Here is a 12,722-nt window from a genome sequence, read left to right as displayed (position 1 = left end):
ATTCCCCGCACCAGAACCAACCCCGCGAGCCTACAAGCCCATGCCCCGACCGTCGATCATGGACTTGCGGCCCCCCGATTGTCCCCTTTGCCCCCTATGCGAGGGCGACAACTGCAAGATCGACGAGGTTGGGGGTGGGGTCATGTGCCGAGCTGCGCCAGGAGGTCGTCGGCTGCGGCGTACGGATCGAGGGCGCCCTTGGCCACCTCGGCGGCGAGCGTCGCGAGCTGCGTACCGTCGCGCAGTGAGCCGATGCGGGCGCGGAGCGCGCCCAGCGCGATGGCCTCGATCTCGGCGGCGGCCCGCGCCTCCCGACGGCGGCGCAGCTCGTCGTGGCGCTCCAGCCAGTCGCGGTGCTTGTCGATGGCGGCGGCGATGTCGTCGATGCCCTCGCCGCGGGCCGCGATCGAGCGCACCACCTGCGGGCGCCACTCCCCCGGCCCGCGCTCGCCCAGCGCGATCATGCCCTGGATGTCGCGGACGGTGGCGTCGGCGCCGTCCCGGTCGGCCTTGTTGACCACGAAGACGTCGGCGATCTCCAGGATGCCGGCCTTGACCGCCTGGATCGCGTCACCCATGCCCGGGGCGAGCAGCACCAGCGTGGTGTCGGCGAGCGAGGCCACCTCCACCTCGGCCTGCCCGACGCCGACGGTCTCCACCAGCACCACGTCGCAGCCGGCGCCCTCCAGCACGCGTACCGCCTGGGGCGTCGCGGCGGAGAGCCCGCCGAGGTGGCCGCGGCTGGACATGGAGCGGATGTAGACGCCGGGGTCGGTGGCGTGGTCCTGCATCCGGACCCGGTCGCCGAGGATCGCCCCGCCGGTGAACGGGCTGGACGGGTCGATGGCCAGCACGCCGACCCGGTGACCACGCGCCCGCAACGCGCGTACCAGCTCGTTGGTGGTGGTCGACTTGCCCACGCCCGGCGAACCGGTCAGGCCGACCACCTGGGCGTGCCCGGCGTAGGGCGCGAGCGCGGCCGCGACCTTCGGCAGCACCTCGTCGCCGGACTCGACCAGGGTGATCAGCCGGGCCACCGCGCGGGGGTCGCCCGCGCGGGCCCGTTCGACCAGCAGGGGTACGTCCCGGCTACGGCGCACCGGGCCGGTGGCGTGGGTGTTCACGTCGCTCACGCGAGGGACTCGTCGCCCGTCGGCACGTGGATGATCAGTGCGTCGCCCTGCCCGCCGCCGCCGCAGAGGGCCGCCGCTCCGGTGCCGCCGCCGCGTCGCTTCAGCTCCATCGCCAGCGTGAGCACCAGCCGGGCGCCGGACATGCCGATCGGGTGCCCGAGGGCGATCGCGCCGCCGTTGACGTTCACCTTGTCGGCGCTGATCCCGAGGTCACGGGTGGACTGGATGCCGACCGCCGCGAACGCCTCGTTGATCTCGATGAGGTCGAGGTCGTCGATGCTCAGGCCGCCCTTCTTCAGGGCGTGGTTGATGGCGTTGGACGGCTGCGAGTGCAGGGAGTTGTCCGGCCCGGCCACGTTGCCGTGCGCGCCGACCTCGGCCAGCCAGGTGAGCCCCAGCTCCTTCGCCTTGGCCTTGCTCATCACGACCACGGCGGCGGCGCCGTCGGAGATCGGCGAGGAGCTGCCGGCGGTGATGGTCCCGTCCTTCGTGAAGGCCGGACGCAGCCGACCCAGCGACTCGGCGGTGGTGTCCGGCCGGATGCCCTCGTCCTCGCTGATCACCAGCGGGTCGCCCTTGCGCTGCGGGATGATCACCGGGGTGATCTCGTCGGCGAAGTGCCCGTTCTTCTGGGCGGCGGCGGCGCGCTGGTGGCTGGCGGCGGAGAAGGCGTCCTGCTCCTCGCGGGTGATGCCGTGCTTCGCGCCGTGCCGCTCGGTGGACTCGCCCATCGAGCAGCAGTCCCAGGCGTCGGTGAGGCCGTCGAGGGCCATGTGGTCCTTGACCGTCACGTCGCCGTACTTGTAGCCGGCGCGCTGCCCGAGCAGCAGGTGCGGGGCGTTGGTCATCGACTCCATGCCGCCGGCCACCACGACGTCGAACTCGCCGGCCCGGATGAGCTGGTCGGCCAGCGCGATCGCGTCCAGGCCGGAGAGGCAGACCTTGTTGATGGTCAGCGCCGGGGTGGACATCGGGATGCCCGCCTCGACGGCCGCCTGGCGGGCCGGGATCTGCCCGGCGCCGGCCTGGAGCACCTGCCCCATGATGACGTATTGCACCTGGTCGGGGGCGACGCCGGCACGCTCCAGCGCGGCCTTGATCGCGATGCCGCCGAGCCTGGTCGCGGGGAGGTCCTTGAGGTTGCCCAGCAGGCGGCCCATCGGGGTCCGCGCGCCGCTGACGATCACCGAAGCCATTACCTGCCTCCGAGGGGAGCCGACCTGTACGCCTTAACGACTGTTCGGTCAGACTAACGCCATGGCTGAGAACTCCTCCGTCGAGCCCGCTGCCGAATTTGTCACAGACATCGGCCTGCGCCGCATCGACCACGTCGGGATCGCCGTGGCGGACCTGGACGCCGCGATCGACTTCTACCAGCGCACCTTCGGGATGCGGTGCGTGCACACCGAGACGAACGACGAGCAGGGCGTACGCGAGGCGATGCTGGCGGTCGGGCCGGACGCCGAGGGCGGCATGGTGCAGTTGCTCGCCCCGCTCTCGCCGGAGTCGACCATCGGTAAGTTCCTGGACAAGCGCGGGCCGGGCATCCAGCAGATGGCGTACACCGTGGCGGACATCGACGTGGCGTGCGCGGCGCTGCGTGAGCGCGGCGTACGGCTGCTGTACGACGCCCCTCGGCGCGGGACGTCGAACTCGCGGGTCAACTTCGTGCACCCGAAGGACGCCGGCGGTGTCCTGATCGAACTGGTCCAGCCCGCCTGAGCCGGCGCAAGGAGGGGCCCCTTGTCAACAGACGTCTGTTGACGAGGGGCCCCTCCTTGCATGTGGGCGCGTGGCCGTGCGCGGTGGCGCGTTCCCACGAACAGCTCCACGCATCGGCCGATGCAGTTTTTCACAGCGGACTTCCCACCCTAACTACCGTTCAGTAACGTCCGGCCCATCGGAGCGCGGCGGCGCCGGATGTGTCGATCGCCGACATGGTGGTCCCGTCGCACCGACGCCGACGATGGCAGCACCCCTGCCCCCGGTGTGGGTGCGGACGAACGGGAGGTCACCGTGCAGGACATCCTCGAAGCGATCATGGCGGCGGAGGGCTCGACGCAGCCCGAACGGGAGCTTGCCGGCCTCGCCGCCCTGCCGGTGCCGCGGAGCTACCGGGGCGTGGTGGTCCGCGCCGAGGACACCCGGATGTTCGAGGGCATGGCCACCCGGGACAAGGACCCACGCAAGGCCCTGCACCTCCAGGAGGTGCCCACCCCCGAGCTGGGCCCGGGCGAGGCGCTGGTCGCGGTGATGGCCAGTGCGATCAACTACAACACGGTGTGGACCAGCATCTTCGAGCCGATGTCCACGTTCCGGTTCCTCAAGCGCTACGGGCAGCTCTCCGACCTGACCCGCCGGCACGACCTGCCGTACCACGTGGTCGGCTCGGACGCGGCCGGCGTGGTGCTGCGGACCGGTCCCGGGGTGACCCGGTGGAAGGCGGGCGACGAGGTGGTCGCGCACTGCCTGTCGGTCGAGTTGGAGGACGCCGCCGGCCACGACGACACCATGCTCGACCCGCAGCAGCGGATCTGGGGGTTCGAGACCAACTTCGGCGGCCTGGCCGAGCTGACCGTGGTCAAGGCCAACCAGCTCATGCCGAAGCCTCGGCACCTGAGCTGGGAGGAGGCGGCCAGCCCCGGGCTGGTCAACTCCACCGCCTACCGGCAGCTCGTCTCGCACCACGGTGCCAACATGAAGCAGGGCGACGTGGTGCTGATCTGGGGCGCCTCCGGTGGCCTGGGCGGCTACGCCACCCAGATGGCGCTGGGCGGCGGCGCGATCCCGGTCTGCGTGGTCTCCTCGCCGGAGAAGGCCGAGCTGTGCCGGAAGATGGGCGCCGAGCTGGTCATCGACCGCACCGCCGAGGGTTTCCGGTTCTGGTCCGACGACCAGACCCAGGACCAGGGCGAGTGGCGTCGCCTCGGGGAACGGATCCGTGAGCTGACCGGCGGCGAGGACCCGGACATCGTCTTCGAGCACCCGGGCCGGGAGACCTTCGGCGCCAGCGTCTACGTCGCCAAGAAGGGCGGCACGATCGTCACCTGCGCCTCCACCAGCGGTTTCCTGCACCAGTACGACAACCGGTACCTGTGGATGCACCTGAAGCGCATCGTCGGCAGCCACTTCGCCAACTACCACGAGGCGTGGCAGGCCAACCGGCTCGTCGCGCTCGGCAAGGTGCACCCGACCGTGTCGAGGACCTATCCGCTGGAGCAGACCGGCCAGGCCGCGTACGAGGTGCACCGCAACGCGCACCAGGGCAAGGTCGGCGTGCGCTGCCTGGCGCCCGTCGACGGACTCGGCGTGCGGGACACCGAGCTGCGGGCCCGGCACGAAAGCGCGATCAACCGGTTCCGCGGTCACTGACCGTACGGTGACGCCGGATTGCCTTTCCGGCACCACCGTGACGCCATTCGACTGGCGTGCGGACAGTCGTGCGGACAAAGGGCCGCGGGCACCGACCCGCGGCCCTTTCCCACCACCGCCCCGCGACGCCCGTCCCGCCCGGGACCTGCCAAGATCGGCGGTACGCCCGGCCCCACCGCTCATCCGAGTTGACCATGTAAAGAGGACGCGAAAGCTGCCGACCACTCTTGCGAACCACCCTGGGGAGTCTGCGAGTATGTCCCAATGCCCCAGCAGCAGTCCTCCCCTCTTGCGTTCTTCGATAACGCGAACTCACAGCCCGATTTCACCGTTGGCCTGCGCGGATACAACACCAACCAGGTCGACGACTTCATCGGCCGGCTGAGTGCCGCGCTGAGCCAGTCCGAGCAGGCCCGCGCCGAGGCCGAGCAGCGGATGAACGACGCGCAGCGCCGCCTGCGGCAGGCCGAGCAGCGTCAGACCGCGCTCGAGCAGAAGCTCACCGAGACCAACAAGCAGCTCGAGGAGAACAGCCGGCCGACCCTCTCCGGCCTGGGCACCCGGGTCGAGCAGATCCTCCGGCTGGCCGAGGAGCAGGCCAACGACCACCGCAACGAGGCCAAGCGCGAGTCGGAGGGCATCCTCTCCGCCGCCCGCCTCGAGGCGCGGGAGATCACCGACAAGGCACGCGCCGAGGCGGCCGCCATGAAGGCCACCGCCGAGCGCGAGGCCGGCAGCGTCCGCACCGCCGCCGAGCGGGAGGCCGCCGAGGTCCGCGTGCAGGCCCGCCGCGAGGCGGACACGCTGCGCGCCGACGCCGACCGGGAGACCAAGCAGCTGCGTACGGTCACCGCGCACGAGGTGGCCGAGCTGAAGTCGACCGTGGAGCGTGAGGTCGCCACCCTGCGCGCCACCGCCGAGCGGGAGATCACCCAGCAGCGGGCCAAGGCCGCCCGGGAGGCCGAGGAGAAGCGGGCCGAGGCGACCAAGCTGCTCACCGACGCGCGCGACAAGCGCGACAAGGACCTCCAGGCCCTGGAGCTCCAGCTCGCCGAGCGGCGGGAGAAGGCCGAGCGCGAGGAGTCGGCGCGACACGCCGCCCAGGTCACGCAGACCCAGAAGCTGGTCAACGAGGCCGAGCAGCGGGCCCGGGCGGCCCAGGAGCGGGCCAAGGAGATCGAGCAGCGCGCCGAGGCCCGCCGGGTCGAGTCCGAGCGCACCGCCAACGACACGGTCGACAAGGCCAAGGCGCTGGCCGACAAGACCCTCAGCGAGGCGCGGGCCGAGGCGCAGCGGGTGCTCAACGAGGCCCGCACCGAGGCCGAGCTGACCACCCAGGCGGCCCGCCGCGAGGTGGAGGACCTGACCCGCCAGAAGGACGCGGTCACCTCGCAGCTCGGGCAGATGCTCTCCGGTCTGGCCGGCATCGTGCCGGGCGTGCCGGCGGGCGGCAACAAGACCGAGGCGTCCAAGACCGACGCCTCCGGGCAGAAGGTGTCGGCCGAGTCGGCCGGCTGAACGATCACCCGCTGACGGGGCATGAGCCGCGGCGCGGGACGGTATCGGGTGACCGGTGCCGTCCCGCGCCGTCATGCTTTTCCGGCCTGTTTTGCCACGAGGGTGCGGATGCGTGTGAGGATGGGGGCATGTCGCACGGCGAGGAACTGTTCGCGCTCGGCGGGGATGTGACCACGGAGCCCAGCTTCGAGTCCGCCCTGCGGGGATACGAGAAACGGCAGGTCGACCGCTACGTCGCCCGCGCGGAGCACGAGATCTCGGCGCTGACGAGTGAGCGGGAACAGGCGTACACACAGATTCACAAGCTGGCCGGCCAGGTCGAGGTGCTCCAGCGTGACCTCGCGGTGGCCCGCAAGCAGGTGGCGCCGGTCGACCGGGCCTCGTTCCGGCACCTCGGCCCGCGGGTCGAGCAGATCCTCACCATGGCCGAGGAGCAGGCCGACGACATCCTCGCCGCCGCCAACGAGGAGATCGAGGCCCGACGCGCGGCCGCCGAGCACATCGTCGACGAGGCCCGGGAGCAGGCCGCGCAGGCCCTGAAGGACTTCGAGATCGCCCTCGCCGCCCGCCGGGTCGAGGAGGAACGCCACACCGCGGCCCGCAAGGCCGAGGCGGAAGCCACTCTGAAGGCCGCCCGGGACGAGTCCACCAAGCTGCTCACCGCCGCCCGGGACGAGTCCACGAAGCTGCGTACGGCCGCGCAGGACGAGGCCGAGAAGCTACGCAAGACCGCCCAGGACGCGCTGGCCAAGGCCCAGCGGGAGGCCACCCAGCTACGGGACACCGCCAAGGAGATCCACTCCCGGGCCCAGCAGGAGGCCGCCCGGCTGCGCGAGGCGGCCAAGGAGGCGCTGGCCAAGGCGCAGCAGGAGGCCAACCAACTGCGCGAGGCGGCCAAGGAGGTCCACGCCAAGGGCCAGCAGGAGGCCAAGCGGCTCACCGATGCCGCCGCCGAGGCCGGTCGGGCCACCCACGCCAAGGCGCTGGCCGAGGCCAAGAAGATCGTCGACGACGCGGAGGAGGCCGCCAAGGCCGCCCGGGGTCGAGCCCGCACCGAGGCCAGCCGGCTCACCACCGAGGCCGTCGAGGCCGGCAAGCGCAACCGCGCCGAGGTCGAGGCGTACGTGCAGCGGATGCGCACCGAGACCGAGGCGTACGTGCAGCAGTCCCGCGCGCAGACCCAGCAGGAGCTGGGCGCCTGGCGGGCCGGGGTGGAGAAGGAGGTGGCCGGGCAGCGGGAGAAGGCGGAGAAGGAGCTGGCCCAGCGCCGCGCCGCCGCCGAGCAGGAGTTCGCCAAGCGGCGCGACGAGTTCGACAACCAGCACACCCGGCGGCAGCAGGAGCTGGAGCAGGCGTACACCACCCGCCGCGACGAGATCGAGCGCAACGCGGCGAGCATCCGTGAGGCCGCCGAGTCCGACGCGCTCACCATGCGCCAGCAGGCCGAGCTGGAGGCCGCCGAGCTGCTGCGCCGGGCCGAGGCGGACGCCACCGGGCAGCGCCGCAAGGCCGACGAGCACGTCGCGGCCTCGCGTCGCCAGTTCGAGGAGTACGCGGCCACGACCCAGCAGCACCTGGCCACCACCCAGCAGCACCTCGCCGCCACCCAGCAGGAGGTGGCCGCCGGCCGGCAGCAGCTCGCCGGGGTGATGCTGGAAATCGCCAAGGCGCAGCAGGAACTGGCCGACCTGCGCACGGAGACGTGGAAGTCCCGGCAGGAGTCCGACGACCTTGAGCGGCGACTTGCCGACCTGCGGCGGGACGCCGACTCGGCCGGCATCTCGGCCACCCCGGTCGACCCGGCCGACCTCGCCGCCGCCGCCGGCGTCAACGCCTCCGCCCGCCCGGCGGGTGACGGGGCGACGGCGCGCGGCGGCCGACCGGCCGGTGACGGCGTGTCGGCGGGCAACGGCGTGCCGGCGGATGACGACGTCCCGGCGGCCAGCGGGGTGCCGGTGGCGGCGAAGGGCACCGTCTCCCCGACCGTCAACGGCACCGGCCCAGAGAAGGGCGGAAGCCGGCCGGCCGGTGAGCCGGCAAAGGGCGGAAGCCGGCCGGCCGACGAGCCGGCGAAGCCGGTCGCCGAGCCGGTGACCACCATGGACTCCCCCGCCGCCGCCGGTGTGGACGGTGAGCCGACGGTGGCCGCCGTGCCGGGCGAGGGCGGCCGGGGCGCCACCCCCACGAAGATCACCAGCACCGGCGAGAACGGCAAGCGCCCGACCAAGCCCACGACCGACGAGCGCAGCGCCAAGCCCAGCACGGTAACCGTCGACAAGGACTGACCCCCGCCCCCCACCAGTTCGGCGAAGCGGCGACATCCCGCCGCCTCGGACCACACCACTTCCCCGAACCGGCGCCGGCCCGCCCGGTCGGCGGGAAGTGACGCGGGGATGGTCGTCACGCGGGGCGACGGCTAACCTGCGGGGCAGGGGCCGCGGCGCAGACGGACGCGGCCCGGTCACGAAGCTGCTCCGATCCGTCGGTCGCAGCGGTGCGGAGCCGGGGAGGCACGGGTGTCGCAGGAGGGATCCGCCGCCCCGGACGACGACGAAACCGCCCCCGCCGGGGACGCCGGCATCGGGCCGAGCCGGGTCGGCAGCACCGGCGTGGGGCCCGGACCGGGTGAGATCACGCCGGACGAGATCGAGCCGAGTGAGTTCGAGCCGAGTGGACGGTTCGGCGTGCCGGGGCGGCCGCTGCGGCGCAGCCCCTTCCTGGTCGGGTTCACCGGGGCGCTCGGCGTGCTGCTGGCGTACGCGGTGTTCCTGGGCCTGCGCAACGCGGCCGGCATCCTGGTCCTGGTGGTGATCGCGCTCTTCCTCGCGGTCGGCCTGCACCCGGCGGTGGTCCGGCTGCGCCGCTGGGGGCTGCCGCACGGGCTGGCCGTGGCGGCGGTGACGTTGACCGTGCTGCTGCTGATCGTCGGCGGGCTGCTGGCGCTGGTGCCCCCGGTGGTGACCCAGTCCGGGCAGTTCGTCCAGCAGCTACCCGGCTATGTGGAGGACCTGCGCCGCAACCCCACCGTGAACGACCTGGTGGTCCGGTACGACGTGGTGGAGCGGGTCCAGTCGGCGGCGGACGCCGGCACGATCGGGCGGGCGCTCGGTGGCGTGCTCGGCGGGGCGCAACTGATCTTCGGCACGATCTTCCGCACGCTGACCGTGCTGGTGCTGACCATCTACTTCCTGGCCTACTTCAACAGGCTGCGCGACCTCGGGTACGCGTTGGTGCCGCGCTCCCGCCGGCAGCGGGTACGGCTGATCGGCGACGAGATCCTGACCCGGGTCGGCGCGTACATGGTCGGCGCGTTGACCATCGCGGTGCTGGCCGGCGCGAGCACGTTCGTGTTCGCGTTGGTGGTCGACCTGCCGTACCCGTTCGCCCTGGCCGTGGTGGTGGCGGTGACCGACCTGATCCCACAGATCGGGGCGACGCTGGGCGCGGTGGTGGTGACGCTCGTCGGCCTCGCCACCGACCTGCCGGTGGGGATCGCCTGCCTGGTCTTCTTCGTGGTCTACCAGCAGGTGGAGAACTACCTGATCTATCCGAAGATCATGCGCCGGGCGGTGTCGGTCAACGAGGTGGCGGCGCTGCTGGCCGCGCTGCTCGGGGTGTCGCTGCTGGGCGTGGTGGGCGCGTTGATCGCCATCCCCACGGTGGCCGCGTTGCAGCTCATCCTGCGCGAGGTGGTGCTGCCCCGGCAGGATTCGCGTTGAGGCGCTACTCGGCGCGCCGCTGGGCCGGACCGGGCACCGGGGTGTCGGCGAAGGCGGCCACCGTGCGGTCCGCGTACGCGCTGACGTCACCGGTCTCCATCGGGCCCTCCCAGGTGGTCGGCAACGGCAGCGCCACGCCCGGGGCGACCCGCCGGACGATCTCGTCGAGCACCTTCTCCGCGTCGCCGACCCAGAGGTGCTTGGCGCCGTCCACGCCGACCACCTCGGCCTGCGGCACGGCGGCGAACCGCTGCCGGGCCTCCTCGGGGCGCAGGTAGTCGTCGAACTCCGGGACCAGGGCGGTGAGCGGCCGGCCCGAGGAGGCCCAGACCGCGAGGTCCTCCGGAGCGCAGAAGCGCAGCGGCGGGGAGAGCAGGATCGCGCCGGCCACCGCCGGGTCGCAGCCGTACTTGAGGGTCAGGTCGGTGCCGAACGACCAGCCGACCAGCCAGATGTTCGGCAGCTCGTGGAACTCGGCGTACTCGATCGCGGCGGCCACGTCGAACCGCTCCCCGACGGCGTTGTCGAACGCCCCCTCGCTGGTGCCGCGGACGCTGCTGGTGCCCCGGGTGTTGAACCGGAGCACGGCCAGGTCGGCCAGCGCGGGCAGCCGCCAGGCCGCCTTGCGAAAGACGTGGCTGTCCATCATCCCGCCGTGGGTGGGCAGCGGGTGTAGGCAGACCAGGGTGCCGACCGGCTCGCGCTCCACCGGCCGGGCCAACTCGCCCACCAGCGTCAACCCGTCGGCGGTGTGCAGCTCGATGTCCTCCCGGCGGCCGGGCAGGATCGACGACGCGCGAATCGGAGTGCTCACGGTCCCAGTGTCCCGCGTCACCGGTTCCGCCGCCCACCGGGGCGCGGAGCGGGTGATCCAGATCGCTCAGCCGTAGCGGGGCGCGCTCCGGCCGCGCTGAAGGTTGGGGCCGCGCCGGTCCCGGGCCCGCCAGCAGCCGCTGTGCCAGTGCCGACGGTCGGTCAGGTCACCCCGGTCGTCGGCCGGCCAGGCCACCAGGTGCGCCACGCCCGGCCGGATCTCCTGGTCACAGCCGGGACAACGGTACGTCTTGGCGGACCCGCCGCCGCTGATCGCCCGCACCTGCCAGTCGCCGTCGCGCCACTGCTGCACGGTCGACACGCCGTGGCGGGCGCGTTCGGCGTCCACGGCGGCGGTCTCGTCCCGGCGGGGCCGGTTGCGACGGGGGCTCACGATTCCCCAGCGTACGGCCCGCGGGCGAGCCGGGCCCGGCCCGGGCTGCTCCGGGCCGGGCCCGTGGCCAGCTCTGGTCACGGAGGGTAGTGGCGACAGGAGTAGGCTCCGCGGGACGCGCCATACCCCTGAGTCATAATAATGCCCCACGGTCATAGCGCTCGGACACAGATCAGGGCCAGGTCAGCGGGCGGCTCGGGTCCGCCACCTCCGCTCCGGCAAGTACCCGCGCCGCCTCGGCCTCGGTGAAGTTCACCGGCCGGTCAGGACCGTCGCCCGGGGACGGCCAGCCGAAGTCGACGGTCAGCCGCCCGGCGGGAATGCCGAGCAGTTCCAGCCGGGTGCCGTCCGGGTAGAGGTAGGCGGGACGGCCACCCACCTCGCGATTGCTCCGGTGCGTGTTCTTCCCCATCCGCGCCCCGTACACCAGTTTCGTCCACATGGTCGAGGACGGCTGGCGGACGAGGGTGAGCTGCACCGTGAGGCCGTCCGGAAAGGCCGATGCGTCGACCGAGCAGCTCGTCAGAGACGTGTCCGCCGGCAAGGTGGTCAGCCGCACCGGCGCGCCGCACCGCCCGGCCTCGTCCCAGCGCACCGCACCAACGGCCCGGTTCAAGATGGCCGCGTCGCCCGTGAGCACGGCTGCCCGCGCGTACAGGCCGGACGCCGGCTGCCACGACGTGATCAGCCCACCGGTCGTGCCGCCCACCCGCAGCACCGCCCCGTCGAAGGCCAACGGTCCCGCGACCGCATCCGTCGGAAAGCCCTCGACCCCGGCGTCGGTGAGACTCCGGGCGTTCGGGCTCACCTCCACCAGGACCGGTTGTCCGCCGCCGACGCTCAGGCGAACCGACTCGACCCGGCTCGACACGTGGACGGCCCAGCCCAGATAGCGGGCCCGGCCGGTGTCCACGCCCAGGTGCAGCACCCGCGGATCGGTGCCCACCAGATCGGGACGCCGGAGCGCCCCGGGCACCCCGTCGGCCTTCGGTGGCACCGGCGCGGCATCCGTCAACGTCGCAGTCGTCCAGGGCATCCGCCCGGCCAACCCACCCACGTCCGCGCGGATCGCGCCGGCGAAGCCGAGTACGCCGACCAGGGCGAGCGCGGTGCCGGCGGTGGCCCGGCGGCGCATCTGCCGGCGCCTGCCGAGCGCCCGGGAGCCGCGCAGCAGGCGCCCGGTGTCGATCTCCCCCTCGGCCTGCTCCCGCAGCACCGAGGCGATCCGCTGGTCGAGTTCGGTCACGGCCGGCTCCCTTTGGTCGTCGGGACGCCGCAGCGTTCCCGGAGGTGGGCGAGCGCCCGCATCGCATGGGTGCGGACGGTGACCGGGGAGCAGTCGAGGATCTGGGCGATCGTGGTGTCGTCCAGGTCCTCGTAGTAACGCAGCACGAGCACGGCGCGCTGGCGGTCGGGCAGGGTGCGAATCAGCCGCCACATCGCGTCCCGGTCGGCCGCCTCGCCGTCGAGTTCCCCCCGTCCGGGCCGCTCGGCGAACGTGTCCACCGCCAACTCGCGGTTGACGCGCCGCCGCCACCAGGAGTGGTTGGCGTTGACGAGCATCCGCCGCACGTACACGTCCGGTCGGTCCACGCGGGAGATCCGCCGCCAGTGCACGTAGGCGCGGGCCAGCACGTCCTGGGTCAGGTCCTCGGCGCGGTGCGTGTCACCGGTCAGCAGCCGGGCCAGCCGCAACAGGGCCGGGCCCCGGCTGTCGACGTACTCCTCGAAGGTCACGCCCGGAAGACGCCGTCGGCGTCGCCGGGCGTTGAC

Annotated in this window: 11 protein-coding genes; 5 read left to right on the top strand and 6 right to left on the bottom strand. The window is 72.8% G+C overall.

The genetic code is table 11. The features are described 5' to 3' along the window. Positions 1 to 140: 140 nt before the first annotated feature. Both meaB and B1205_RS28640 read right to left on the bottom strand, forming a co-directional pair. A complete protein-coding gene (gene meaB / locus B1205_RS28645; RefSeq protein ID WP_176308860.1) occupies positions 141 to 1,124 on the bottom strand; it encodes a methylmalonyl Co-A mutase-associated GTPase MeaB in 984 nt (327 codons plus the stop codon). Between the two features lie 5 nt (positions 1,125 to 1,129). Next, positions 1,130 to 2,329, bottom strand: a complete 1,200-nt coding sequence (locus B1205_RS28640; protein WP_089158443.1) for an acetyl-CoA C-acetyltransferase — start codon at positions 2,327 to 2,329, stop codon at positions 1,130 to 1,132. 61 nt (positions 2,330 to 2,390) lie between these two features. Here B1205_RS28640 and mce point away from each other — a divergent pair, with 61 nt between their 5' ends. The 5 genes from mce (at position 2,391) to B1205_RS28615 (ending at position 9,742) form a co-directional block, all read left to right on the top strand. After that, a complete protein-coding gene (gene mce, locus B1205_RS28635) occupies positions 2,391 to 2,855 on the top strand; it encodes a methylmalonyl-CoA epimerase (protein WP_089158442.1) in 465 nt (154 codons plus the stop codon). Positions 2,856 to 3,149: 294 nt separating this feature from the next. After that, on the top strand, positions 3,150 to 4,505 hold the full coding sequence (ccrA, locus tag B1205_RS28630) for a crotonyl-CoA carboxylase/reductase (RefSeq protein WP_089158470.1): 1,356 nt from the start codon (positions 3,150 to 3,152) through the stop codon (positions 4,503 to 4,505). A gap of 264 nt (positions 4,506 to 4,769) precedes the next feature. Then, on the top strand, positions 4,770 to 6,023 hold the full coding sequence (locus B1205_RS28625; protein WP_089158441.1) for a DivIVA domain-containing protein: 1,254 nt from the start codon (positions 4,770 to 4,772) through the stop codon (positions 6,021 to 6,023). Positions 6,024 to 6,151: 128 nt separating this feature from the next. Beyond that, a complete protein-coding gene (locus B1205_RS28620; RefSeq protein ID WP_089158440.1) occupies positions 6,152 to 8,308 on the top strand; it encodes a hypothetical protein in 2,157 nt (718 codons plus the stop codon). Positions 8,309 to 8,632: 324 nt separating this feature from the next. Beyond that, on the top strand, positions 8,633 to 9,742 hold the full coding sequence (locus B1205_RS28615) for an AI-2E family transporter (RefSeq protein WP_441338592.1): 1,110 nt from the start codon (positions 8,633 to 8,635) through the stop codon (positions 9,740 to 9,742). Between the two features lie 4 nt (positions 9,743 to 9,746). Here the strand turns inward: B1205_RS28615 and B1205_RS28610 are convergent, their stop codons facing one another. The 4 genes from B1205_RS28610 to B1205_RS28595 form a co-directional block, all read right to left on the bottom strand. After that, positions 9,747 to 10,556, bottom strand: coding sequence for an alpha/beta hydrolase (locus B1205_RS28610; protein WP_089158468.1), 810 nt, complete (start codon positions 10,554 to 10,556; stop codon positions 9,747 to 9,749). 66 nt (positions 10,557 to 10,622) lie between these two features. Beyond that, positions 10,623 to 10,949, bottom strand: a complete 327-nt coding sequence (locus tag B1205_RS28605) for a hypothetical protein (protein ID WP_089158439.1) — start codon at positions 10,947 to 10,949, stop codon at positions 10,623 to 10,625. A 172-nt stretch (positions 10,950 to 11,121) separates the two neighbouring features. Beyond that, positions 11,122 to 12,195 carry a hypothetical protein gene (locus tag B1205_RS28600; protein WP_089158438.1) on the bottom strand — a complete coding sequence of 358 codons (1,074 nt, stop codon included), beginning with the start codon at positions 12,193 to 12,195 and terminating at the stop codon, positions 11,122 to 11,124. Continuing rightward, positions 12,192 to 12,686, bottom strand: a complete 495-nt coding sequence (locus B1205_RS28595; protein ID WP_089158437.1) for a SigE family RNA polymerase sigma factor — start codon at positions 12,684 to 12,686, stop codon at positions 12,192 to 12,194. The genes B1205_RS28600 and B1205_RS28595 overlap by 4 nt, the downstream gene beginning before the upstream one ends. Positions 12,687 to 12,722 lie beyond the last annotated feature (36 nt).

Origin of the sequence: Micromonospora sp. NBS 11-29 (assembly GCF_002140155.1) — a bacterium.
In the GTDB taxonomy this organism is placed as follows: Bacteria; Actinomycetota; Actinomycetes; order Mycobacteriales; family Micromonosporaceae; genus Micromonospora.
This window is presented reverse-complemented; position numbering and strand designations above follow the sequence as displayed.

Bases quoted from the DNA above. Each gene is read 5' to 3' on its own strand.
- B1205_RS28620 (WP_089158440.1), top strand. From the start codon at position 6,152: ATGTCGCACGGCGAGGAACTGTTCGCGCTCGGCGGGGATGTGACCACG.
- B1205_RS28625 (WP_089158441.1), top strand. From the start codon at position 4,770: ATGCCCCAGCAGCAGTCCTCCCCTCTTGCGTTCTTCGATAACGCGAAC.
- mce (WP_089158442.1), top strand. From the start codon at position 2,391: ATGGCTGAGAACTCCTCCGTCGAGCCCGCTGCCGAATTTGTCACAGAC.
- B1205_RS28640 (WP_089158443.1), bottom strand. From the start codon at position 2,329: ATGGCTTCGGTGATCGTCAGCGGCGCGCGGACCCCGATGGGCCGCCTG.